This window comes from Azospirillum formosense (assembly GCF_040500525.1).
Classification (GTDB): Bacteria; Pseudomonadota; Alphaproteobacteria; order Azospirillales; family Azospirillaceae; genus Azospirillum; species Azospirillum formosense_A.
The window spans coordinates 40,314-64,146 of the sequence record NZ_CP159405.1 but is presented as its reverse complement, the minus strand read 5'-3'; the positions used below and the strand labels follow the sequence as shown (position 1 = coordinate 64,146).

The following is a 23,833-nucleotide window of genomic DNA, read 5'->3' as shown; positions in this document are numbered from 1 at the left end:
CATGACCCTGGAACGCAACATCCTCCTGGCCTTTCTGGCGGGGGCGGCGCTTCTGCCCTTCGCGGTGTCGGACCAGTACATCCTGCACCTCGCCATCATGGCGCTGTTCTACGCGGTGCTGGCGAGCAGCCTCAATCTGGTGGTCGGCTATGTCGGCGAGTTCTCGCTGGGCCACACCGCCTTCCTCGGCACCGGGGCCTACACGGCGGCGCTGCTGTCCACCCAGGCCGGGATGCCGATGTGGGTGACGATCCCTCTGGCCGGGCTGGTCTCCGCCGTCTTCGGCTTCGCCATCGGGGCGATCACGCTGCGCCTGCAAGGCCCCTATTTCGTGATCGTCACCCTGTCCTTCGCCGAGGTGCTGCGCATCGTCGCCAACAACTGGATCGCGGTGACCAACGGCCCGATGGGTCTGGCGGGCGTCGGCCAGACCCTTTTCGGGGACGTGGCCGTCACCGACAAGGCGGGCTTCTTCCTGATCGTGCTGGGCATCGCCGCGGTGGCGCTCTACCTCTCCTACCGCTTCGTCTATTCGAACGCCGGCCGGGCGGCGGTGGCGGTGCGCGAGAACCGCTACGTCGCGCAGTCCATCGGCGTCGATCCCTTCGGCACGGCCATGCAGGCCTTCGTGCTGGGCGCCTTCCTGGCCGGCTTGGCCGGTGGCTTCTACGCCCACTACATCTCCTTCGTCGGGCCGGAGGTGTTCCGCTTCGCCTTCATGGCGACGATGATCATCATGGTTCTTCTGGGCGGCAAGGGCACGCTGATCGGCCCCCTGGCCGGCGCGGTGATCGTGACCGTGCTGGAGGAATATCTGCGCGAGGTGCAGGAACTCCGCCTCACCCTGTTCGGGCTGATCGTCATGGCCATCGTCCTGTTCCTGCCCAACGGCCTGATGGGCTTCATCGCCCTGCGCCGCGAGCAGCAGGCCGCCAAGCCGACCCTCAACGCCGCGAAGGAGCGCACCGTATGACGGCGACAACCGAGCCGACCATCAACCGGCAGCCGCTGCTGCGCGCCGACGACCTGACCATGACCTTCGGCGGCATCACGGCGGTGAAGGACTTCAGCTTCCACATCGAGCCCGGCGAGATCGTCGGCCTGATCGGCCCCAACGGCGCCGGCAAGACGACCTGCTTCAACATGCTGACCGGCTTCTACGCGCCGAGCAATGGGCGGGTCCGCTTCAAGGGGCAGGACATCACCAACCGCAAGCCCCACGCCATCGCCCGGCTCGGCCTCGTGCGCAGCTTCCAGAAGACCAACGTCATGAAGCGGCTGACGGTCTTCGAGAATGTGCTGACCGGCCATTACATGGCGAGCCGGCAATCCCTCCTCGCCACCTTCTTCCCCGGCGAGGCGGTGCGCCGCGCCGAGCGCGAGGCGCGGGAGAGCGCCGCGGCCATCGTCGAGACCATGGGCCTCGCCCAGCGCATGAACGCCCCGGCGCATCTGCTGTCCTGCGGCGAACTGCGCCTGCTGGAGGTCGCGGTGGCGCTGGCCGCCAAGCCCAGCCTGCTGATGCTCGACGAACCCGCCGCCGGGCTGAACAGCCACGAGGCCGGGACCTTCGGCGCCGTTCTGAAGACGCTGATCGGGCGCAGCATCGACGCGCTGCTGATCGTGGAGCACAACATGGATCTGGTCATGTCGGTGTCCGACCGGATCGTCGTCCTCAACTTCGGCCGCAAGCTGGCCGAGGGCCGGCCGGCCGAGATCATTGAAAACCGGCAGGTCGCCGAAGCCTATCTCGGAAAGGCCGCCGCATGACGCTGCTCTCCGAATCCCCCTCGCCTTCCGCCATTGCGCAGGCGGCCGACGCGCCGGTCCTCGCCGTCGAGGGCTTGCACGTCGCCTACGGCTCCACCGCGGCACTGCACGGCGTGTCGCTGGACGTGCGGGCCGGCGAGACGGTGGCCCTGATCGGCGCCAACGGTGCGGGCAAGAGCACCATCCTGCGCGCCATTTCCGGCCTGCTGAAGGCGCGCTCCGGCACCATCACCTGGAACGGCAAGTCCATCGCGAACCTGCCCGCCGACCGCATCGTCGCCGCCGGCATCGCCCACTGCCCGGAGGAACGGCACGTCTGGCCGAACATGACGGTGCAGGAGAACATCGCGCTCGGCGCCTATCTCTGCCGCTCGCGCGAGGAGGTGCAGCGGCGCATCGGCATGGCCTTCCACCGCTTCCCCCGGCTGCGCGAGCGGTCGCGCCAGATGGCCGGCACGCTCAGCGGCGGCGAACAGCAGATGCTCGCCATCGCCCGCGCGCTGATGTCGGAGCCGCGGCTGCTGATGCTGGACGAGCCCAGCCTCGGCCTCAGCCCGAAGATGGCCGACGAGGTGTTCGACGTGGTGCGCTCCGTCAACGCCCACGGCGTGACCGTCCTGCTGGTCGAGCAGAACATCCACAACGCGCTGGGCGTCGCCAGCCGGGCCTATGTGGTCAAGACGGGCCGCATCACCGCCAGCCGCCCCTCGGCGGAGCTGCGCGGCGACCCCGACCTGCTGCGCGCCTATCTGGGCGGCTGAGGGCCACAGCGACGGCGAAAGGCCGTGTCACGAATAATTAAACGAACGACCGAACAATTCTCGGTCGCCGTCCTTCAGGAGGCAAGAGTGCGAACCAACATGCGAATTGGCATCGTCGGCGGCGGCATCGGAGGCGTCGCGCTGGCCGGCAGCCTGCTCCAGCGCGGCTTCGAGGTCCGCCTGTTCGAGCGGGCGCCGGGCTTCGGCGAGATCGGCGCCGGCATCCAGATGACGCCGAACGCGGTGAAGGTCATCAAGTCGCTGGGGCTGCTCGACCAGATGCTGGCCGCCGGCTTCCTGCCGCAGTCGCTGGTCGGGCGCAACTGGCACAGCGGGCGGGAGAGCTTCCGCACGCCGCTGATCGAGACCTGCCCGGTGCTCTACGACGCGCCCTTCATCCACATCCACCGCGCCGACCTGCACGCCATCCTGGCCTCGCTGGTCCCGGAGAGCGTCGCCAATTTCGGGGTGAGCTGCACCGGCGTGCGCCAGGACAAGAGCACGGCGGTCGCCAGCTTCAGCGACGGCAGCGAGTACGAGGCCGACCTGATCGTCGGCGCCGACGGCGTGCGCTCCGTCGTGCGCTCCGCCCTGTTCGGGCCGGAGGCGCCGCGCTTCACCGGCCACATGTGCTACCGCGCCGTGGTGCCGACCGGCGGGGTGGTGGACTACGTCAGCCCCGACGCCTCCTTCTGGTTCGGGCCGCACAGCCACGTCGTGACCTACTACGTGCGCGGCGGCAACGCCGTGAACATCGTGGCCGTCGCCGAGACCAAGGAGTGGGTCGAGGAGTCCTGGAACGCCCCCAGCAGCAAGGAGGAGATGCTCGGCGCCTTCCGCGGCTGGCACCGCAACGTCGAGACTCTCTTCAGCAAGGTGGACCAGGTCTACAAATGGGGCCTGTTCGACCGCGACCCGATGACAAGCTGGTCGAAGGGCCGCATCACGCTGATGGGCGACGCCGCGCACCCCATGCTGCCCTTCCTCTCGCAGGGGGCCGCCATGGCGATCGAGGACGCCCATGTGCTGGCCGAGTCCCTGAAGGGGCACGGCAGCGACGTGGCCTCGGCGCTGCGCGACTACGAGGCGGAGCGGCTTCCCCGCACCAGCCGCGTCCAGCTGGAGGCGCGGGAGCGCGGGCGGACCTACCACCTGCCCTCCCCGCTGGCCCAGGCGAAGCGCGACTTCATGTACTGGCTGCGCGGGCTGTTCAACCCGCAGGCCACCGGCATCCAGGCCAACTGGGTCTACCAGTACGACGCCCGCGCCTTCCGCCCGAACCTCTCCGACAAGCCGCGCCTCGTCGCGTGATGCCCCCTCCCTAACCCTCCCCCTCTGCGAGGTGGAGGGAACTGCCGCCGCTTCGCAGAAGGCACCCTCTCCCGCGAGAGCGGGGGAGGGCCGGGGTGGGGGCCAGCCGCAAGAAGACTTCCTCAAGGACCGACCATGACCAACAAGACCTATCGCATCGGCCAGATCGTCCCCAGCTCCAACACGACCATGGAGACGGAAATCCCGGCGATGCTGACCGCCCACGCGCTGGCGCACGGCACCCGCTTCACCTTCCATTCCAGCCGCATGCGCATGAAGACGGTGAAGAAGGAGGAGCTCGCCGCCATGGACGCCGAGTCCGACCGCTGCGCGCTGGAGCTGTCGGACGCCCGCGTCGACGTGCTGGGCTACGCCTGTCTCGTCGCCATCATGAGCATGGGCAAGGGCTACCACCGCGTCTCGCAGGAGCGGCTGCACGGGCGCACCGTGGAGAATGGCGGGGCCGCCCCGGTCATCACCAGCGCGGGCGCGCTCGTCGACGGGCTGCATGTTCTGGGAGCCAAGCGCATCGCGCTGGTCGCTCCCTACATGAAGCCGCTGGCTCAGTTGGTCGTCGATTACATCGAGCATGAGGGCGTGCAGGTCGCCGATTGGCGCGCTCTGGAGATCCCCGACAATCTGGAGGTCGGGCGCCACGACCCGTCCCGCCTGCCGGCGATCGTCGCGGGCATGGACACCGCCGGGGTGGACGCCGTGGTCCTGTCGGCCTGCGTCCAGATGCCGTCGCTGCCCGCCATCGCGCAGGTCGAGGCGATGACCGGCAAGCCGGTGCTGAGCGCCGCCGTCGCCACCACCTACGCCAAGCTGAAGGCGCTGGGCCTGCCGGCGCGCGTTCCGGGGGCCGGCGCTCTGCTCTCCGGCGCTTACTGAGCGGGGGTTATGCCATGACCAGCAGCACCTACCGCTACGGCGCGAACGTCCGCGCCAACGGCATCCGCCAGCATTACCTGCGCTACGGCGGCGAGGGAAAAACCCGCCCCGTGGTGATCGTTCCGGGCATCACCAGCCCCGCCGTCACCTGGGGCTTCGTGGCGGAGCGCTTCGGGCGCAACTTCGACACCTACGTGCTCGACGTGCGGGGGCGCGGCCTGTCGGAGGCGTCGGACGCGCTCGACTACGGGCTGGACGCCATGTCCGCCGACGTGACGGCCTTTGCCGCGGCGCTGGGTCTGCGCGACTACGCGCTGGTCGGTCACTCCATGGGCGCGCGCATCGGCCTGCGCGCGGTCAGCCGCCACGGCGCCGCCCCGGCGCGGCTGGTCATGGTCGATCCGCCGGTCTCCGGGCCGGGCCGCCGTCCCTACCCCGCGCAGCTTCCCTGGTACGTGGATTCCATCCGCCTGATGCGCGAGGGCGCCGACCTGGAGGCGATGCGGCCCTTCTGCCCGACCTGGACGGAGGACCAGCTCCGCCTGCGCGCCGAATGGCTGCACACCTGCGACGAGCGGGCCATCGTCACCGCCTTCAACGATTTCCAGACCGACGACATCCACGCCGACTTCCCGCGCATCCCCTGCCCGGCCCTGCTGATCGCCGCCGGACGCGGCGACGTGATCCGGCCCGAGGAGGAGGCGGAGCTCCGCCGGCTCCAGCCCGAGCTGGCCGTCACCCGCGTCGAGGGGGCCGGCCACATGATCCCCTGGGACGACGAAGAGGGCTTCTACCGCGCCTTCGGCACGTTCCTCGGCACCGCCGTCTGACCGTCCATCCGGAAAGGGACACGCATCATGCCCGTCAGTGACGCCGATATGGTCCGCGCCTGGACCCATGTTCTGACCCTGTCGAAGCTGAAGCCGCAGGAGGTGGTCACCGTCCTGACCAGCGACGGCACCCACCCGCAGACCCTGCGCACCGCCCTGATCGCCGCCTCCACCCTGGGGGCGCGGGTCAACCGGCTGGACCTGCCGCCGGTCAACGCGGAGCACGCCCACAGCCGCGACAGCCTCGCCTATCTCGGCACCACCCCGCTGACCGGGAACCGCGCCGCCATGGCCGCGCTGAAGGAAAGCGATCTGGTGCTGGACCTGATGACCCTCCTCTTCTCGCCGGAGCAGATGGAGATCCTGGAGAGCGGCACGAAAATTCTCCTTGCCGTCGAGCCGCCGGAGGTTCTGGTCCGCCTGCTGCCCAGCTTGGAGGACAAGGCGACCGTGGGCGAGGCCACGGCGCTGCTGAAGGCGGCGAAGGAGATGCACGTCACCTCGCGCGCCGGCACTGACCTGCGCCTGCCCATCGGCGAGTTTCCGACGGTGCAGGAATACGGCTTCGTCGACGAGCCGGGGCGCTGGGACCACTGGCCGAGCGGCTTCGGCTTCACCTTCCCCAACGAAGGGCAGGCGAGCGGGCGGATCGTGCTCGACAAGGGCGACATCCTCCTGCCGATGAAGTCCTACCTGACCTCGCAGATCGAGATGACGGTGGAGAAGGGCTACGTCACCGCCATCACCGGCGGTTTGGACGCCGACCTGCTGAACGATTACATGGACGCCTTCGCCGACCCGGAGGCCTACGCCATCTCCCACATCGGCTGGGGCACGCAAACGCGGGCGCGCTGGTCGACGCTCGGCCTCTACGACCGGGAACAGACGCTGGGCATGGACGCGCGGGCCTTCGCCGGCAACTTCCTCTTCTCGCTCGGCCCCAACAACGAAGCGGGCGGGTCGCGCACCACCGCCTGCCACATCGACATCCCCATGCGGAACTGCACCGTCAGCCTGGACGGGCGCGACGTCGTCCGCGAGGGCAAGCTGCTCGCCGGAAAGGAGCTGGCATGAGTGTTTCGGAACAGGCCGTCTACGAGCGGCAGGGCTTCGGCCGGTCGCTGGGCATCCAGGGCCAGATCGGTCTGCTGATCGTCGATTTCGTCAACGGCTTCGCCGATCCGGCGGTGTTCGGCGGCGGCAACATCGCGCCGGCCATCGCCCGCACCGCGCAGGTGCTGGAAAAGGCCCGGCAGCGCGGCTGGTTCGTCGCCCACAGCCGGATCGTCTACGCCGACGACGGGTCGGACGGGAACGTCTTCTCCATCAAGGTGCCGGGCATGCAGACCCTGACGGAGCACGCCGCCATCAGCGCCATCGTGCCGGAGCTGACTCCGGTGGCGGGGGAGCTGGTGGTGCGCAAGACGGTTCCCTCGGCCTTTTTCGGGACCGGGCTGGCGCCGTGGTTGACACAGCGCGGCGTCGAGACTCTTTTGATCGCCGGAGCGACGACGAGCGGCTGCGTGCGGGCCAGCGTGGTGGACGCCATGTGCCACGGCTTCCGCCCGGTCGTCATGGCCGATTGCGTCGGCGACCGCGCCCTGGCGCCGCACGAGGCCAACTTGTTCGACATCGGCCAGAAATACGGCGACGTGGTTCCGGCGGACCGCATTCTCGCCCTGTGAGACGCGGTCGGGGTTGAAAGGAGGATCGGGCGTTGCACCATGTTAGACTTTCCATCCGAAGAGTGCCGCCGGGAGTGAGATGAGCCGACCGATGAGCAAAGTCCAGGACAGCGCGCCCGTTGCCGACACCGTGCCGGAGAGCGGCGCCGCGCGGGGCCGCCCCCCGCGCGGCCGCCGCGCCGGCCCGGGCCGTCCGGAGGGCACCAGCAACGTCCGCGATCAGATCCTGGACGCGGCGGAGCTGGAGTTCGCCAACCTCGGCTACGCCGGCACCAGCCTGCGCAACGTCGCCGACCGGGCCGAGGTGACCCAGGCCCTCATCAGCTATTACTTCGGGTCCAAGCACGGGCTGTTCGAGGAGGTCTTCCTGCGCCGCGGCCGGAAGATCGCCGACGAGCGCATGGAGCGGCTGGAGGCGCTGCGCCGCGGGTCCGCGCCGCCGGCGGTGCGCGACATCGTCTACGCCTTCCTGATGCCGGCGCTCGCCATGCGCGAGACGGAGGGGGGCCGCACCTTCATGCGGCTCCAGGCCCGGCTGCACACCGAGCCGCCTGAGATTTCCTACAGGCTGCGCAACGAGGCCTACGACGCCTCGACCCGCATCTTCGCCGCCGCGCTGAAGGAGGCGCTGCCGCATCTGTCGGAGCGCGACGTCTACTGGCGGATGACGCTGATGATCGGCGCCTATCTCTACGCCTTCTCCGACACCCACCGGCTGGAGGAATTGGCGCCGGGCATCTGCAACCCCGGCGACCCGGACGAGATCATCACGGAGATCAGCAGCTTCGTCAGCGCCGGCATGCTGGCCCCGGTGCCGGACCCCGTGCGGGCGCCGGGGCGGAGGAAGCGGGGGTAGTTTTTGGAAAGTGGCTGCGGTGCGCGCCCACCCAAACCCTCCCCCGCTTCGCAGGGGAGGGCTTTTTCTCCTCCCCCTGCGGAGCGGGGGGAGGCCGGGAGAGGGGCACCGCCGCAACCACTCCCCCCTCACCCCACCCCACCCGTCGATCCCCGCGCCACGCAGGTCCCCGACAGCACCACCTTGCGCGTCGCCCGCTCCGGATCGTCGAGCCGCTCGAACAGCAGCGTCATCGCCGCCCGCCCGATCTCGTGGACCGGCTGCTCGATCACCGTCAGGCCGGGGCCGACCAGTTCCGTCCACGGCTCGTTGTCGAAGCCGGCGACCGCCAGATCGCCGGGGATCGCCAGCCCCAGCGTCCGCGTCGCCTTCACCACCCCCATAAGCAGCAGGCTGTTGCTGACCATCACCGCGTCCGGCATGGCGCCGGAGCGCCGCGCCTCCGCGAGCCAGCGGGCGATCTCCGCCTCCGCCGCCTCCGCCGTCGGCGGGACGAAGCGGGCCTCCGCGTGCAGACCGTGGGCGGCCAGCGCCGCCTGATAGCCGGCGTGGCGCTCCACCGCCGTGGTGCTGGTGTTGCCGAACAGGCCGGCGATCCGGCGGTAGCCCTGGCCATGCAGGTGGTCGACCAGCAGGGCGGCGGCCTGCGGGTTGTCCAGCACCACCGAATCGAAGCGTCCGGCGGGCGCGCTGCGGTCGATCAGCACCACCGGGAAATCCAGGTCGGCCCGGTCGAGCTGGGCCAGCGTCGCGCGGGTCGGCGCGAAGATCAGGCCGGTCACCCGCTCCTCCTGCATCAGCCGCAGGTACATGGCCTCCCGCTCCGGGTTCTCGTCGGTGTTGCACAGGATCACCCGCATGCCGGCCTGGAAGGCGGCGTCCTCCACCGCGCGGCTGACCGCGGTGAAGAAGGGGTTGCGGATGTCCGAGACGATCAGCCCGATGGTCTGGGAATGCTGCGAGCGCAGCCGCCGCGCCGACAGGTTCGGACGGTAGCCGGTGGCCCGCACCGCATCCTCCACCCGCGCGCGCAGCGTGTCACTGACCGGGCCGTTGCTCAGCACCCGCGACACCGTAGCGACCGAGACGCCGGCCTCGCGGGCGACGTCCTTGATTCCGACCGCCTTGATTCCGGTGGCTTTGACGCTGTCGCTCATGATGTTCCGGCCACCGATCCGTCGTGAAACCGTTTTTGAAATCGTTTCCATCCCTTAGGGCCATACCACCGCCCCATACGGCACAGTTTGCCCGAAGGAGTCCGCGTGTTCAATGCAAACTCCGTTGACAGGGCCGGATGTAATCGTTTTCAATAACAGCGCTGCAAGGACGACACCCAAGACCGCCCGGCGCCACACCGAACGGAGGAGACGGACCCGCCATGGCCCCCGACGCCAACACCGCCATCATGCCCACCGATCTGTTGCGGCCCGATCTGTTGCGGCTGAACGCCAGCCCGGCCGGCAAGGAGGAGGCGATCCGCGAGGCCGCCCAGCTTCTGATCGCCGCCGGCTGCATCGATCCGGCCTACGCCGTCAGCATGCTGCGCCGGGAAGCGGTGGCGAACACCTTTCTCGGCCACGGCGTCGCCATCCCCCATGGCATGGTCGAGGACCGCGGCATGGTCCGCCGCAGCGGCATCGCCGTTCTCCAGGTGCCGGGCGGCATCGCATGGAATTCCGGCCAGACGGCCCATCTGGTGGTCGCCATCGCCGCCCAGTCCGACGCCCACATCGCCGTGCTGCGCCGCCTGACCCGGCTGATGCAGGACGAGGCGCGGCTGACCGCCCTGTTCACCGTCACCGACCCCGCCGCCCTGTCCGCCGCCCTCAGCGAGGACGCGCCCGTTGCCGCCCCGGCCACGCCGGACAGCGATCTGGCGGAGCGGTTCGACTGGGTGGTCGACTACCCGACCGGCCTGCACGCCCGCCCGGCCACCGCCTGGGTGGAGACGGCGCGCGCCTCGGCCGCCCGCATCCAGGTCCGCCACGGCGATCTGGTGGCTGACGCCAAGGCGCTGGTGGCGCTGCTCCAGCTCGGCCTGCGCGCCGGCGACAGCGTGGTCGTCTCGGCGGACGGCGAGGACGCCGTGACGGCGCTGGCCCGCATGAAGGCGACCATCACCCGCCTGACCGCGCGGGAGAAGGCGGACGCCGCCGCGGCGCAGAAGGCCCGCGCCCCCGCGCGCGGCTGGACGCCGCCGAATCCGCTGCCCGCCGTGCCGGGGATCGCCGCCAGCCCCGGCCTCGCCATCGGGCCGGTGCATGTGCTGCCGCGCGCCGCGGTGTCGGTGCCCGACGAGCCGGTCCCGCTGATCGAGGGCGGCGACCGCCTGCACGAGGCGCTGAGCCTGACCCGCCAAAATCTGAGGGCGCTGGCCGACGACACCGCCCGGCGGCTCGGGCCTTCCGAAGCGGCGATCTTCACCGCCCAGGCGGAAATCCTGAACGACACCGACCTCGTGACACTGGCCTGCCAGCTGATGGTCGAGGGTCACGGCGTCGCCTGGTCCTGGCATCAGGCGGTGGAGCGCACCGCCGCCGGGCTGGCCGCGCTCGACAACCCGGTGCTGGCGGCCCGCGCCGCCGACCTGCGCGATGTCGGCCAGCGGGTGCTGGCGCGGATCGACCCGGCGCTGCGCACCGGCGGCGCGCCGGACCTGCCCGACACCCCCTGCATCCTGATCGCGGAGGACCTGTCACCCTCCGACACGGCGGCGCTGGACATGGCGCGGGTGATCGGGCTGGCGACCGCGCAGGGCGGCCCGACCTCCCACACCGCCATCCTGGCGCGCACGCTGGGACTGCCGGCCATGGTGGCGGGCGGCGCGGCGCTGATGGAGCTGGCGAACGGCACCCCGGCCATCCTCGACGGGCAGAGCGGGCGCCTGCACCTGTCCCCCGCCGAGGCCGACACCGCCGACGCCCGCGCCTGGATCGCGCGGGAGGAGGCCCGCAAGGCGGAGGAGGAGGCCCGGCGCGGCCTGCCCGCCCGCACCCGCGACGGCCACGCGATGGAGATCGGCGCCAACGTCAACCGCCCCGATCAGGTGGCGGTCGCCCTCTCGCAGGGGGCGGAGAGCGTCGGTCTGATGCGCACCGAGTTCCTGTTCCTGGAGCGCGGCGACGCCCCGAGCGAGGACGAGCAGTACGAGACCTACCGCGGCATGCTGACCGCCCTGGAGGGCCGCCCGCTGATCGTCCGCGCGCTCGACATCGGCGGCGACAAGCAGGTGCCGCACCTCCAGCTTCCCCACGAGGAGAACCCCTTCCTCGGCGTGCGCGGCGCCCGGCTTCTGCTGCGCAGGCCCGAGCTTCTGGAGACACAGCTCCGCGCGCTCTACCGGGCGGCCAGGGAGGGAGGAGCCCTGTCGATCATGTTCCCGATGATCACGGCGTTGGGCGAGGTGCAGGCCCTGCGCGCCGCCTGCGAGCGCATCCGGACGGAGCTGGACGCCCCGGCCGTGCCGCTGGGCATCATGGTCGAGGTGCCGGCGGCGGCCATCCAGGCCGATGTCCTGGCCCGCCATGTCGATTTCTTCTCCATCGGCACCAACGACCTGACCCAATACGCGCTGGCCATCGACCGCCAGCACCCCGAACTGGCGGCAGAGGCCGACAGCCTGCACCCCGCCGTCCTGCGGCTGATCCGCCTGACGGTGGAGGGGGCGGAGCGGCACGGCCGCTGGGTCGGCGTCTGCGGCGGCATCGCCGGCGACCCGTTCGGCGCGGCCCTGCTGACCGGGCTCGGCGTGCGCGAGCTGTCGATGACGCCGCGCGACATCCCCGCGGTGAAGGACCGGCTGCGCGGCAGCGACCTGTCCGCCTTGAAGGACGCCGCGCAACGGGCGCTGGACTGCGAGACCGCCGACGCGGTGCGCGCGCTCGACGGGGGTGCTGCATGAGCACGCTCGAAGAGGACATCCGGCCCGTCGTTACCGTCACGCTGAACCCGGCCATCGACCAGACCATCACGGTGGAGGCGCTGCGCCCCGGCCATGTGCATCGGGCAAACGCCGTGCGGCGCAACGCCGGCGGCAAGGGCGTGAACGTGGCGAGCTGCCTCGCCGACTGGGGGACGCCGGTGGTCGCCACCGGTCTGCTGGGCAGCGGCAACGCCGCGGCCTTCGAAGCGCTGTTCACGGCCAAGGGCATCGCCGACCGCTTCGTCCGGCTGCCCGGCGAGACGCGGGTCAACGTGAAGATCGCCGACCTCGCCGCCGCCGACACCACCGACCTCAACCTGCCCGGCCTGACCGCCGACGCCGACGCGCTCGACCGCGTGCGCCGCACTTTGCGCGAGCTGGTCCTGCCGGGCACGCCGGTCCTGCTGGCGGGAAGCCTGCCGGACGGGTTGCCGGCGGACAGCTACGCGACGCTGACGACGGACCTGCACGCCCAGGGCGCCCGCGTGGTGCTGGACAGCAGCGGCCCGCCGCTGGCGGCGGCGCTGGCCGCCCCGGACCTGCCCTTCTGCATCAAACCGAACCGGCACGAGCTGGAGGCCTGGGCCGGCACGCCCCTGCCCGCCACCGCCGACCTGCTGGAGGCGGCGCGCGGCCTGCACCGCAGCGGCGTGGCGGTCGTGGTGGTCTCGCTGGGGGCGGACGGCGCGCTGTTCGTGACCGACGGCCCGGCGCTGCACGCCCGGCTGCCGGCGGTCAACGCGCTGAGCACGGTGGGGGCCGGCGACGCCATGGTGGCGGGGCTGATCGCCGCCTTCGGCGCGGATCGGACGCTGGAGGACGCCGCCCGCCTGTCCGTGGCCTTCGCCACGGCGAAGCTCGGCTGCTTCGGACCCAACCTGCCGGGGGCGGACGCGGTCCGCGCGCTGGCCGGACAGGTCGAGATATCAACGCTTCAATGAACGGGGAGCGGGCGACCGCTCGGGAGGAAACCATGGCGAACATGCTGGCCGTGATCGCGGCGGGCGATCTCAGCACCCAGGCCGTCCTGGCCGCCGAAGCGCTGCGCAAGGCCGCCGCGGCGCTCGGCCACACCATCCAGGTGGAGGTGCGCTCCAGCCTCGGCGTCCGCAACACGCTGCCCACCGGGGCGGCGCAGGGCGCGCAGGGAGTCATTCTCGTCGGCTCCGGCGATCTGGGCGAGGAGCGCTTCGCCGGGCTGACGCGCAGCGCCGCGGCGCTCGACGCCGTGCTGCGCGACGCGCGGGCGGTGCTGGAACAGGCGTTGGCCGCTCCGGCCCCGGCCCGGACGGCGACGAAGAAAATCGTCGCCATCACCTCCTGCCCCACCGGCATCGCCCACACCTTCATGGCGGCGGAAGGCATCCAGCAGGCCGCCCAGGCGCTGGGCCACGCCGTTCGGGTGGAGACGCAGGGTTCGGTCGGGGCGCGCGACACGTTGACCGAGCAGGAGATCCGCGAGGCCGACGTGGTGCTGATCGCCGCCGACACGCAGGTGGACCTCGCCCGCTTCGCCGGAAAGCGCGTCTTCAAGAGCGGCACCAAGCCCGCCATCAACGACGGCCGCGCCCTGGTCGAACGCGCCCTGGCCGAGGCGCAGCCCCACGGCGGCGCCCCGGCTCCGGCCGACGGCGTGGCGGCGGGCAAGGCCGCCAAGGCGGAGCACGCGGCGGCGCAGCGCAGCGGCCCCTACAAGCATCTGATGACCGGCGTGTCCTTCATGCTGCCCTTCGTGGTGACCGGCGGCCTGCTGATCGCCATCGCCTTCGCGCTCGGCGGCATCTACGTGTTCGAGGACAGCCAGCAGGGCACGCTGGGCAACGCGCTGTTCCAGATCGGAGCCAAGGGCGCCTTCGCGTTGATGGTTCCGGCGCTGGCCGGCTACATCGCCTTCTCCATCGCCGACCGGCCGGGCATCACGCCGGGCATGGTGGGCGGCATCCTGGCCGCCAACCTCGGCGCCGGCTTCCTCGGCGGCATCGTCGCGGGCTTCATCGCCGGCTACGCCACCAGCGTCCTCAACCGCAACATCAGGCTGCACAAGAATCTGGAGGGGCTGAAGCCGGTTCTGATCCTGCCGCTGCTCGGCTCGCTGATCACCGGCCTCGCCATGATCTACGTGGTCGGTGCCCCGGTGGCGGAGGCCCTGGCGACGCTGAGCGCCTGGCTGAAGGGCATGCAGGGCAGCAGCGCGATCCTGCTTGGCCTGCTGATCGGCGCGATGATGGCCTTCGACATGGGCGGGCCGGTCAACAAGGCCGCCTACGCCTTCTCCACCGGCCTGATCGCGTCCCAGGTCTACACGCCGATGGCCGCCGCCATGGCCGCCGGCATGGTGCCGCCGCTGGGCATCGCGCTCGCCACCAAGCTGTTCGCCGACCGTTTCACCAAGGAGGAACGGGAGGCCGGCAACGCCGCCGGCATCCTGGGCATCGCCTTCATCACCGAGGGCGCCATCCCCTTCGCCGCCCGCGACCCGCTGCGCGTCATCCCGGCGCTGGTGCTGGGCGCGGCGCTGACCGGGGCCATCTCCATGGGCATCGGGGCCGAGCTGAAGGTTCCGCACGGCGGCATCTTCGTCCTGCCCATCCCCAACGCCGTCACCCATCTGGCGGGCTACGTCGTGGCCCTGGTCGCCGGAACGGTCACCACCGCGGTCGCGCTGCGTCTCCTGAAGCGTCCGGCCAGTAGCGTGGTGGCGGCGTAACAGCGCTGCGAAAACAGTCTTGAGATGAAAACGTTTACATAACCCCTGGACAGAACGCCTCGTCAGCCCTATCTTTCTATTGCTGCCTCGGCAGCACGCTCTATAGGGCGTTTCCTCCCTAGACTCAGGCCACGCATGGTTTCCATGCGTGGCTTTTTTTCTGTTCGGCCTGTGGGCTTGGTCCCAAATCTCTCCCTTGCCCGGAGCGGGCGAACCTGAGAAGCCGGAGACGAAAAGCACGAGGACCCGAATGCCCCGCAACAGACCGATGATCCTTGCAGCGCTGGCGGCCACCGCGGCCCTGGCCGCCGGATGCACCGATGTGAAGGAAAGCCTTCCGTCCCGGACCGCCACCGAACAGCTTCTGATCTCCAGCGCCGCCGACAACGCCGCCAACCGCCTGAGGCTGGACCTGCCGGCGGACAAGCGCGCCTTCCTCGACACCGGCAATTTCGACGGCACCGACGCCAAGTACGCCGCCAGCGCGATCAAGGAATCGCTGCTGCGCCAGGGCGTCCGCCTCGTCCCCGACCGGGCCGCCGCCGACACGATCATCGAGATCCGGCTGGGCGCCCTGTCGGTGAACCAGAGCAAGACGGTGCTGGGCATTCCCCCGATCACCCTGCCCGGTGCGATCACGCTGCCGGAAGCGTCGGTCTACAGCTCCACCGAGAACCAGGCGGTCGCCAAATTCTCCGCCTTCGCCTACGACAACCAGAGCGGCGCCCTGGTCGCCTCGACGGAGCCGGCCTACGGCCTGTCGGGGGAGCAGAGCTACCGGGCGATGACGCTGTTCTCCTGGCGCACCTCGCCCCCCTACCCCGAAGACACCAACTGACGACACCAACCGACGCGGGCGCGTCCACGCAAAATCGGCGTCCAACCGAAGCCGCGGCCGCATTCTCTGGCGCGGCCGGGGGCGGACGCGTAACATGCCGTTGCCCTGTGGGGCGCGGCATCAGGCGCAAAGGCGACGGCATTTTGGGCGACCGGAAGGCGGAGCGGGACAGTGGCGGCGTCCACGGATCGGAACGGCTGCTGCTCGCCCAGAAGACCGCCCTGGAGCGGGCGATCGGCGGCGCCGGGCTGGACGAGGCACTGGCCCCGCTGGTGCGGGCGGGCGCCGAACGGTTCGACGCGCGGGCGGCCATCGTCCTGGTGAGCGAGGGCGGCCTCACATTGCGCTTCGCCGCGGCGGCGGGCCTGCCGGACTCCTACGCGCGGGCGATGGACGGGGCCGCGATCGGCCCTGAAACCTTCTCCTGCGGGCTGGCCGTCCACAGCGGGGAGCGGGTGGTGGTCGAGAACGTCGCGCTGGACTCGCGCTGGGCGCCTTACCACGCGCTGGCCCGGGAACACGGCATCGCCGCCAGCTGGTCCACCCCGATCCGCGCCGCCAGCGGCGCGGTGCTGGGCGCCTTTACCATTCATCATGCCACCCCTCGCGTCCCCGGCCCGCAGGACCTGGAATGGGTGGATCGACTGACCCACACCGCCGCCCTGCTGATCGAACGGGACCGGACGGAGCGCGAGCGCCAGTCCAGCGAGGCGCTGCTGTCCTCCGTGCTGGAGCATCTTCCCGTCGGTGTCGCGGTCTACGACACGCAGGGGCGCATCACCCGCAGCAACCGGCTGATGCGCGACTACACCAACGGTTCCCTGCCGTCCGCCGACGACCAGGAAGCGCAGCGTTGGCGCGCCTTCCACCCCGACGGGCGACCGGTCGAGCGCAAGGATTTCTCGGGTGCGCGCGCCTTGCGGGGCGAGATCGTGGTGCCCGGCATGGACTTCCTGCACCGCGCCGCCGACGGGACGGAGCACTGGACGCGCGTGTCGGCCGCCCCGTTGCGCGACGGCGGCGGGCGGATCACCGGCGTGGTCGTCGTGGTCAGCGACATCGACGCGGAGAAGCGGGCGGCGCAGGGCTTGGCCGCGGCGCTCGACGAGGCCCGCCGCAGCGAGCTGGTGGCCCACGAGATGAGCCACCGCATCATGAACAGCTTCCAGCTTCTGCACGGGCTGGTGTCGATGCAGACCGCCACGGTCACCGACCCGGCGGCGCGCAAGGCGGTGGAGCAGGCCTTCTCGCGAATCCAGGCGATGGCGCTGGTGCAGCGCCGCCTGTTCGAGGCGACGCGCAACGACCTCGCCACGCTCGACGCGGCCGACTATCTGCAACGGCTGGGAGAAAGCCTGACCGGCGCCTTCATCGATTCGGGCCGCTGCACGCTGGTCATCGACGCCGCGCACGGAATCCCGATGCCCGCCGCGCAGGCCTCGTCCATGGGGCTGATCGTGACGGAGCTGGTGCTGAACGCCCTGAAGCACGCCTTCGGCGCGCAACAGCAGGGGACGGTGACGGTCCGCTTCGAAGCCTGCGGAGACGACCGGCGGCTGACGGTGACCGACGACGGGGGAGGCCTGCCGGACGGCGCCGGCATGGTGAAGCCCGCCGGGTCGGGGCAGGGTATGGGGCAGGGCATGGGGATGACGCTGGTGCACGGTCTGGTGCGCCAGCTCGGCGGAACGCTGGAGATCGACCGCCCCGATCAGGGCGGCCGCCCCGGAACCCGCTTCGTTCTGACCTTTCCAGCCTGAGCTTTCCAGCGGTCAGGCGTCGAAGCCACGGGGTTCCGGGATGGCGCGGCGTCCTGAACCTTAGGCGACGGCTTCCATCGGCTTTTCGACCTTGCCGCCGAAGCCGTTCTCCAGCGCCCAGATGGCGGCCTGGGTGCGGTTGGAGGCGTTGATCTTGCGCAACAGGCTCTTCAGGTGAACCTTCACCGTCGCTTCGGTGATGTTCAGATGATTGGCGATCATCTTGTTGCTGTCACCCTGCAGCAGCCGCTCCAGGATCTGCGTCTCGCGCTGCGACAGGCCCTTGGCCGCGGTCGGGCCGTTGGCGCTGGTGTTGGCGCCGGCCTTGCCGGTGATGAGGAGGGCGGCGAGATGGGTCGGGAAGACCTTTTCGCCGATCATCACCAGACGCAGCGACTGCGCCAGCGCGGCCGGGGAAATGTCCTTCATCAGGAAGGCGTCGGCGCCGGCCTGGATGGCGTTGGCCATTTCCTGGGCGTCGAGGTGGCTGGCCAGAAGGACGAGCCGCGCGCTCGGATACTGCTCCCGCAGGACGGTGACGGCCTGGACCGTGCCGTTAGCGGAAGCCGGGTCCATCATGATCAGTTCGGGCGTGTCGCCCTCCATCATGCCCGGCGGCGGTACGTCGCTGAAACTGGCGGCCTCTTTCGTGATGCGGAACTCCCCTTCCGAGAAGAGGGCCTTCATGCCTTCGCGGAAAAGTTTGTTGGCGTCGATCAGAAAGATGGAGACCGATTGCATCGTCCAGTCACTCTCGAAGGTGATTGAGATGAGCCACCCTACCCTATCGTTGGCGGGCCGACCACCCGTCCGTTAGTAGAATATTAACCAATGAAGTCCGAGGCACGTCCTCCCATCGGGCATATGCCCCACCCCGGAAAGCCGGTCCAGGACGCTCCCGGATGCCCGGAAACTCGGAAAAACCGCGCCTGAACAGGCCACTACCCATTTTGCGCGGGAATCGGGGGCCGTCTCGTTAATATCACGGCAACCATAATCAGCCATTGGTACAGTCATCGTAATTCATCGCTTGGATGGGTGCCCGATATGCCGATGGTGTCCATGTGGAAGAAGATCAGCCCGTGTCACTTCGTGATGCAGGACTGTCACCGCCGGATTGAAATCCGTTACCACGCCACCGGCTCGCAGAGCGGTTGGGGCGTCTACGCCGACGGGACGCTGGTGCAGCAGCGCGCCGCCTTCACCGAAGCGCGCGGCATTGCCATGGGGCTGGCGACCGGTTCCTGAAACGGCTCTTGCCCGCCTGATGTCACAGCGCGGACATTAGGCGGTTAACCGGCTCTTGAGAGTGTTCCGCGCAGGATGGCCTTCGTCGCAGGAGGCCGTCATGACGTTCCGCCCATTTCCCCTTCTCTGGCGCCGGCTGGCGTTCGGCACCCTGCTCGGCCTGATGGGAATCGCCTTCTGGGCGGCGCTGCAACCGCGGTTGGCGCCCAGCGGCCTTTACGGCTTCGACAAGCTGGTGCACGCCGGGGCCTTCGGGCTCCTGACCCTGCTCGGCCTCCTGGCCAGCGCCAGCCGGCGCGCCGCCGTCCTGGCGGTGCTGGCGGTTTTCGCGCTCGGCGCCGCCATCGAGGTGGCGCAATCCTTCGTCCCGGGACGCGAGGCCAGCCTGTCCGATCTGGCCGGGGACGCCGTGGGAATCGCCCTGGGAATCATGACCGTCCGGCTGGGACATCGCACCGTCCAACGCGCGCGCCGCCCGCGCCATGGAATAGTCACGCAACCCGCGGCGTTTGCGTCCTTACCGGAGTGAGGGGACGCAACGCCCGGACCGGCAATCCCGAGCAGCCTCCTCCGTTTTTGGTTTTGTTCGTCTACCGAACTATGCTATGCCGAAAGGCAGGACATCTGGAGTAACGCTTATGGACTGGCATAACGAAAAGGCTAAGACCGGCGCCCGCGCCCTGGAATCCGCGTTCGGCGTGATGCTGACGGTCTGCGAGGCCACCGACGGCTGGTGGAACTGGCACGCGGAGCATGAAGGGCTGAGCTGGACCCCCGACGCCCGCTGGTTCGCCACCCGCCGCGAGGCGCAGGACGCGGCGGAGGAGTGGGCCTCCACCCTGGCGCCGCAGCATCTGGGCTTCCTCCACCGCGCGGCCTGACGCCGCAAGCCAACGCGATCGGGGCGGCAGCGTTGACCCGCCCCGCGTCCGCTTCCACAATGGCGACCGTGCCAAGGCGACGGGAAGCGGCTGCGATCATCCCTTGGGACTGTTCATCAGCCCCATTGCGGTGACGAGATGCAGCACGAGACGCTTCCCCTTCCCGGCCTCCCGCTTCAAAAAGCCTTCCTGCCGCCCGAGGCCGCTCTGGTGGCGGTCGGAACCGGTGCCGGGCGTTGGACGGACTCCGCCGCCGGCCGAGCGTGCCTTGCCCTGCCATCCTCCGCGCCGGAACTCGACGCGTGGTGCGGTCCGGTCGGGCCGCGCCACATCGACTGGCTGGTTCTGGACGGCTGCGGCGACGCCCTGGCGGTGCTGGAGGGTGCCGCCGATCTGCTGCGCCTGCGCCGCATCGACTTCCTCCAGTTCGAGGAAACCGAGACCGGCGGACGACTGGCCGCGCTCTACGCGCGCCTTCAAGCCCATGGCTATTCGCTGTTCCGCTTCGCCGACCGCAATCTGGAATTCCGCGCCACGCCGCCGGAGGACGGGCGCGGCGGCACGCACATGGCGGTCGCCCCCCGGCACTGGAACCGGCTGTTCGCGCGCAGCCAGGGCATGTTCCGCTACAAGGACCTGTTTCCCCGCCACGGCGTCGTCCCGCGCGGCATCATCCATGTCGGTGCCCATGAGGGGGAGGAATACGCCAACTACCGGGAAGCCGGCGGTGCCCACGTCCTGTTCGTCGAGGCGGACCCGGCCACCTTCGCCACGCTGCAGGCCCGCTTCGCCGGCAACGGCGACGTCGTCTGCCTGAACGCCGCGGTGTCCGACCGGGCCGGGCGGGCGCGCTTTTCCCGCATGTCGAGCCGCCAGTCCAGCTCCCTGCTGGAGCCGACCGGGCATCTGGCCGTCTATCCCCACATCACCGTCGACGAGGTCATCGAGGTGGAGACCCGGACCCTGCCGGCCCTGCTGGCGTCCAACGGCCTCGCGCCGGAGGACTTCAACGTGCTGGCGATCGACGCGCAGGGGTCGGAGTGCCGGATTCTCACCGGCTGCGGCGATTGGCTGGCCCGGTTCGACGCGGTGGTGACCGAGGTGAGCTACGCGGAGCTGTACGAGGGCTCGGGCCTCGCCGCCGATGTGGACGACATCCTGTTCGCCCACGGCTTCGACCGCGTCGCCGAGACCAGCCCCTACCATCACAGCTGGGGCGACGCGCTCTACGTCCGCCGTCCCGGCTGACACCGGTCAGGGCAGCAGGACCGGCGCGTTCCAGGGATCGAAGGGCACCAGCCGCGCCCGTTCGCGGTCGGGGCGCAGGGCGGCGCGCAACGCCGGGTTCAGCAGCGCCGCCGTCACCGAGAAGGAGCTGTTGGACACGGCGACGTGGTCGGCCCGCGACAGGATCCAATGGTCGGTGAAGAACTCCGCCCCCGGCAGCGGCGCCCCCAGATCGCCGGCGAGGACGGGGCGGTAGCGGGCGAAGCGGTCCGCCAGTTCCGGCGCGTCGGTGGCGAGGTAGAGCACCGGTTGGTCCAGCGTCGTCCACAGATCGGCCAGCCAGTCGAGATACCAGCCCTCCGGCGCGATCCAGAACCGGTCGTTCCGGCCGAAATCGCCGCGGCGCAGATGAATCGCCACCAGGGTCCGCCCACGCGCCCGCAACCCGTCGAGCGCCGCCGCGGCGCGCTCCGCCACCGCGCCGACCGGTGTGAAGAAGGCGCGGAACCGCTCGCGGTGCGGTGCCAGAGGCGTGGTCTCGCCGCAGAAATAGCCGACCACGTCGTGACCGTCCGCGCCCGCCAGCGCCCGCCCGTTCAGCAGCGCCGGAACGCCGCAGTCCTCCTCGTGCAGGCTGGGCAGCGGCGGGCCGGGAAGCGGATCGTCCAGGCCGTAGAGATAGCGACCGATCCATTCCGGCGTTTCGAGCTCCATCCCGTTCCGCTCCGCGCAGACGCGCAGACAACCGTATTGAAGAAGCTGGTTGCCGAAGCGTCCCGCATGACCGAGCGTGGACACCGACAGCCGGCGCTTGCCCGACGGTTGGCGCGGCGGCGGGCTGTCGCCCACGACCCGGCGCAGCAGCAGCATCGCCCGGCGGGAGAAGCCGGTGCCGAGGCCCGGTGCGGCGGCGATCGCCCGGTCGTAGAGGGCCAGCGCCTCGCGGTCGGCCCCTTGCGCCTCGCGGGCCTCGCCGGCCAGCAGCAGGCCGGTGGGCAGGCCGGGGCAAGCCGCAGCGCGCGGCGCGCGCAACGGCCGGCCCACGCCGCATCACCCCGCCGCAGCGCGGCGCGGCCGAGGGCCACCCAGGAATCCCCGTCGTCCGGACGGGCGGCCAGCGCCCGTCGCAGCAGCGCCGCCGCCCGCTCCGCCAGGCCGGCGCGCTCGCACAGCCGGCCGTGCTCGGCCAGCGCCGCCGCGTCGCCGGGACGCAGCCGGCCGGCGTGGTCCAGCGCCCGCCCGGCCGCCTTCAGGGCGTGCACCGCGTCGAGCGCCGCGCCGAGGGCGAGGTGCAGCTCCGCCGAAGCCGGGTCGAGCGACAGGCCGCGCCGCGCCGCCGCCAGGGCCGCGCGCGGCTTCTCGGCGATCTGCTGGGCGGCGGCGAGCCGGACCAGAAGCCCGCTGTCGGCGGGTGCCGCCAGCGCCGCGCGCCGCGCCGCCGCGACCGCCGCGCCGCGCTGCCCCAGGTCGTTGCGCAGCAGGCACAGGCTCGCCCAACAACCGCCCTGCGCGGGGTCCAGGGCCAGCGCCGGACGAAGCGCGGCGATGGCCCGTTCCGTCTCGCCAAGCGCCTGCCGTGCCTCCGCCTCGGCCATGCGGGCGCGCAACAGCGTCGGGTCGAGCCGGGCCGCGAATCCCGCCAGCCGGGCCGCCGTCCCCAGCCGTCCAAGCCCCTTGCCGGCCATCGCCGCGTCGAAGGCGGCGGACAGGTTTTGCGGGTCGAGGGCCAGCACCCGTTCGTAAAGCGCCGCCGCGGAGGCCAGGGCGCCGGAATCGAACGCGGTCTCGGCCAGGACGCGGAGCGCCGGGGCCAGCCGCTCCGCCGCCTCCCTATGATCCGGCTGCAGGCGCAGCGTGGCGAGCCAACTCGCCGCCGCGTCCGCGGTCCGTCCGAGCGCGTCCAGAACCTTGCCGCGGTTGAGATGGTGGGTCGGTGACGCCGGATCGCCGGCCACGGCGGCGTCGAGATGGGACAGCGCCGCCGCGGCCCGCCCGGTCTGGGCGAGCAGCAGCCCCATCAGGTGGCTGGCGCCGGGATGGCCGGGGACCGCCTCCAGGATCCGGCCATAGAGGGTCTCCGCCTCCGCCACGCGCCCGGCGATGTGATGGTCGAGCGCGATGGACAGGGCTTCGGAAACGGTGGCCATGAGCCGGGGCAATCCGCGTGGGGCCGCTTCGGGATGGCGCCACAGTGGCCGGGCCGCCCCCGGACTGTCAACCGCCGAGCTTGGCCTTCGCGGCCGGGAACACCCTCGCGCGCAGGAAATCCACCAGCGCCCGCACCTTCGGCGAGGGGTGCTTGCTCGCCGGCCACAGCACATGGAAAACGCCGGTGCGCTCCACGTGATTGGCCAGGACCGGCTCCAGCCGGCCATCGGCCAACGGCTCGCGGATAGCGAAGTCCGGAAGGTAGGCGATCCCCAGGCCCTGCAGCGCGAAACACACGCGCGTCTCGATGTTGTTGCAGATCATCGAGGTCGGCAGTTGCAGTTCGGGCTCGCCGGGGACCTGCCGCAGCGCCCAGGTTTCCAGCTTGCCGCTGCTGGGAAAGCGGTAATGCAGGCAGGCGTGCTGCCGCAGGTCAGCCGGCGTCCGCGGCGTGCCGCGCCGCGCCAGATAGTCCGGCGAGGCGACCAGCAACGAACGGAAGCTCCCCAGCCGGCGCGCCGACAGCCGTGAGTCGGCCGGCTCGCCCGTGCGCACCACGGCATCGAAGCCCTCTTCGATCACGTCGACCATGCGGTCGGTGAAGTCCAGGTCCAGTTCGATCTCGGGGTACGCGCGCATGAACTCGCCGAGCACCGGCAGGACCAGCGAGCTGACCAGCGGCAGGCTGACGCGCAGGCGCCCACGCGGCGCGGCGGAGGCCTGCGACAGCTCCAGCTCCGCCGCCTCGATCTCGGCCAGGATGCGGCGGCTGCGCTCCAGGAACAGCGTGCCCTCGGCGGTCAGCGTGACGCTGCGCGTGCTGCGGTGGAACAGGCGCACGCCCAGCTTCTCCTCCAGCCGCGCCACGCTCTTGCCGACGGCCGAGGCCGACACGCCGAGCAGCCGGCCGGCGGCGACGAAGCTGCGCGTCTCGGCAACCTGCACGAACACCACGAAGCCGTTCAGGCTGTCCATCCCGCGCCTCCATTGCGGACATC

At 70.8% G+C, this 23,833-nt stretch carries 23 protein-coding genes; 18 read left to right on the top strand and 5 right to left on the bottom strand.

What is annotated here, in order from left to right; translation table 11 throughout:
• The first annotated feature begins 1 nt into the window (after position 1).
• From ABVN73_RS24560 to ABVN73_RS24520, 9 genes are all read left to right on the top strand, one after another.
• Positions 2-973, top strand: a complete 972-nt coding sequence (locus ABVN73_RS24560; protein ID WP_353861717.1) for a branched-chain amino acid ABC transporter permease — start codon at positions 2-4, stop codon at positions 971-973.
• Complete coding sequence (locus ABVN73_RS24555) at positions 970-1,770, top strand: ABC transporter ATP-binding protein (protein ID WP_353861716.1); 801 nt, start codon at positions 970-972, stop codon at positions 1,768-1,770. Before ABVN73_RS24560 ends, ABVN73_RS24555 begins: the two co-directional genes overlap by 4 nt.
• Positions 1,767-2,531 carry an ABC transporter ATP-binding protein gene (locus ABVN73_RS24550; protein ID WP_035682991.1) on the top strand — a complete coding sequence of 255 codons (765 nt, stop codon included), beginning with the start codon at positions 1,767-1,769 and terminating at the stop codon, positions 2,529-2,531. Before ABVN73_RS24555 ends, ABVN73_RS24550 begins: the two co-directional genes overlap by 4 nt.
• Positions 2,532-2,630: 99 nt before the next feature.
• Positions 2,631-3,842, top strand: a complete 1,212-nt coding sequence (locus tag ABVN73_RS24545; protein WP_353861715.1) for an FAD-dependent monooxygenase — start codon at positions 2,631-2,633, stop codon at positions 3,840-3,842.
• Between the two features lie 135 nt (positions 3,843-3,977).
• The gene (locus ABVN73_RS24540; RefSeq protein ID WP_353861714.1) at positions 3,978-4,733 is read left to right on the top strand and encodes an Asp/Glu racemase; all 756 of its coding nucleotides are present in this window, start codon (positions 3,978-3,980) and stop codon (positions 4,731-4,733) included.
• A gap of 14 nt (positions 4,734-4,747) precedes the next feature.
• Positions 4,748-5,563 (top strand): alpha/beta hydrolase, encoded by an 816-nt coding sequence (locus ABVN73_RS24535; protein WP_353861713.1) that lies wholly within the window; start codon positions 4,748-4,750, stop codon positions 5,561-5,563.
• A gap of 27 nt (positions 5,564-5,590) precedes the next feature.
• The gene (locus ABVN73_RS24530; protein ID WP_353861712.1) at positions 5,591-6,637 is read left to right on the top strand and encodes a 2,5-dihydroxypyridine 5,6-dioxygenase; all 1,047 of its coding nucleotides are present in this window, start codon (positions 5,591-5,593) and stop codon (positions 6,635-6,637) included.
• Positions 6,634-7,248: an isochorismatase family protein gene (locus ABVN73_RS24525; protein ID WP_353861711.1), complete on the top strand. Its 615-nt coding sequence runs from the start codon at positions 6,634-6,636 to the stop codon at positions 7,246-7,248. Before ABVN73_RS24530 ends, ABVN73_RS24525 begins: the two co-directional genes overlap by 4 nt.
• A gap of 91 nt (positions 7,249-7,339) precedes the next feature.
• Positions 7,340-8,104 (top strand): TetR family transcriptional regulator, encoded by a 765-nt coding sequence (locus tag ABVN73_RS24520; RefSeq protein WP_353861710.1) that lies wholly within the window; start codon positions 7,340-7,342, stop codon positions 8,102-8,104.
• A 128-nt stretch (positions 8,105-8,232) separates the two neighbouring features.
• Here the strand turns inward: ABVN73_RS24520 and ABVN73_RS24515 are convergent, their stop codons facing one another.
• Complete coding sequence (locus ABVN73_RS24515) at positions 8,233-9,261, bottom strand: LacI family DNA-binding transcriptional regulator (protein WP_353861709.1); 1,029 nt, start codon at positions 9,259-9,261, stop codon at positions 8,233-8,235.
• 221 nt (positions 9,262-9,482) lie between these two features.
• Between ABVN73_RS24515 and ptsP the strand changes: the two genes are divergently transcribed.
• The 5 genes from ptsP to ABVN73_RS24490 all read left to right on the top strand — a co-directional run bounded on the left by ptsP (position 9,483) and on the right by ABVN73_RS24490 (position 17,331).
• Complete coding sequence (ptsP, locus tag ABVN73_RS24510) at positions 9,483-12,005, top strand: phosphoenolpyruvate--protein phosphotransferase (protein WP_353861708.1); 2,523 nt, start codon at positions 9,483-9,485, stop codon at positions 12,003-12,005.
• Positions 12,002-12,967: a 1-phosphofructokinase gene (gene pfkB, locus ABVN73_RS24505; protein ID WP_353861707.1), complete on the top strand. Its 966-nt coding sequence runs from the start codon at positions 12,002-12,004 to the stop codon at positions 12,965-12,967. The genes ptsP and pfkB overlap by 4 nt, the downstream gene beginning before the upstream one ends.
• A gap of 32 nt (positions 12,968-12,999) precedes the next feature.
• Positions 13,000-14,733, top strand: a complete 1,734-nt coding sequence (locus ABVN73_RS24500; protein ID WP_353861706.1) for a fructose-specific PTS transporter subunit EIIC — start codon at positions 13,000-13,002, stop codon at positions 14,731-14,733.
• 250 nt (positions 14,734-14,983) lie between these two features.
• Complete coding sequence (locus tag ABVN73_RS24495; protein ID WP_145689405.1) at positions 14,984-15,571, top strand: DUF6655 family protein; 588 nt, start codon at positions 14,984-14,986, stop codon at positions 15,569-15,571.
• A gap of 143 nt (positions 15,572-15,714) precedes the next feature.
• On the top strand, positions 15,715-17,331 hold the full coding sequence (locus tag ABVN73_RS24490; RefSeq protein WP_353861705.1) for a GAF domain-containing protein: 1,617 nt from the start codon (positions 15,715-15,717) through the stop codon (positions 17,329-17,331).
• Positions 17,332-17,391: 60 nt separating this feature from the next.
• Here ABVN73_RS24490 and ABVN73_RS24485 read toward each other — a convergent pair whose 3' ends face one another.
• Positions 17,392-18,072: a response regulator transcription factor gene (locus tag ABVN73_RS24485; RefSeq protein ID WP_109068451.1), complete on the bottom strand. Its 681-nt coding sequence runs from the start codon at positions 18,070-18,072 to the stop codon at positions 17,392-17,394.
• Between the two features lie 306 nt (positions 18,073-18,378).
• Here ABVN73_RS24485 and ABVN73_RS24480 point away from each other — a divergent pair, with 306 nt between their 5' ends.
• From ABVN73_RS24480 to ABVN73_RS24465, 4 genes are all read left to right on the top strand, one after another.
• Positions 18,379-18,579, top strand: coding sequence for a hypothetical protein (locus ABVN73_RS24480; RefSeq protein WP_014200194.1), 201 nt, complete (start codon positions 18,379-18,381; stop codon positions 18,577-18,579).
• 100 nt (positions 18,580-18,679) lie between these two features.
• Entirely contained in the window at positions 18,680-19,108 is a 429-nt protein-coding gene (locus ABVN73_RS24475; protein WP_353861704.1) for a VanZ family protein, read from the top strand.
• A gap of 109 nt (positions 19,109-19,217) precedes the next feature.
• Entirely contained in the window at positions 19,218-19,460 is a 243-nt protein-coding gene (locus ABVN73_RS24470) for a hypothetical protein (protein ID WP_040137885.1), read from the top strand.
• Between the two features lie 138 nt (positions 19,461-19,598).
• Positions 19,599-20,708, top strand: coding sequence for an FkbM family methyltransferase (locus ABVN73_RS24465; RefSeq protein ID WP_353861703.1), 1,110 nt, complete (start codon positions 19,599-19,601; stop codon positions 20,706-20,708).
• A gap of 6 nt (positions 20,709-20,714) precedes the next feature.
• Here the strand turns inward: ABVN73_RS24465 and ABVN73_RS24460 are convergent, their stop codons facing one another.
• The 3 genes from ABVN73_RS24460 to ABVN73_RS24450 all read right to left on the bottom strand — a co-directional run bounded on the left by ABVN73_RS24460 (position 20,715) and on the right by ABVN73_RS24450 (position 23,810).
• Complete coding sequence (locus tag ABVN73_RS24460; protein ID WP_353861702.1) at positions 20,715-21,401, bottom strand: hypothetical protein; 687 nt, start codon at positions 21,399-21,401, stop codon at positions 20,715-20,717.
• Positions 21,284-22,834: a tetratricopeptide repeat protein gene (locus ABVN73_RS24455; RefSeq protein WP_353861701.1), complete on the bottom strand. Its 1,551-nt coding sequence runs from the start codon at positions 22,832-22,834 to the stop codon at positions 21,284-21,286. The genes ABVN73_RS24460 and ABVN73_RS24455 overlap by 118 nt, the downstream gene beginning before the upstream one ends.
• A 67-nt stretch (positions 22,835-22,901) precedes the next feature.
• Entirely contained in the window at positions 22,902-23,810 is a 909-nt protein-coding gene (locus tag ABVN73_RS24450) for a LysR family transcriptional regulator (protein ID WP_353861700.1), read from the bottom strand.
• Positions 23,811-23,833 lie beyond the last annotated feature (23 nt).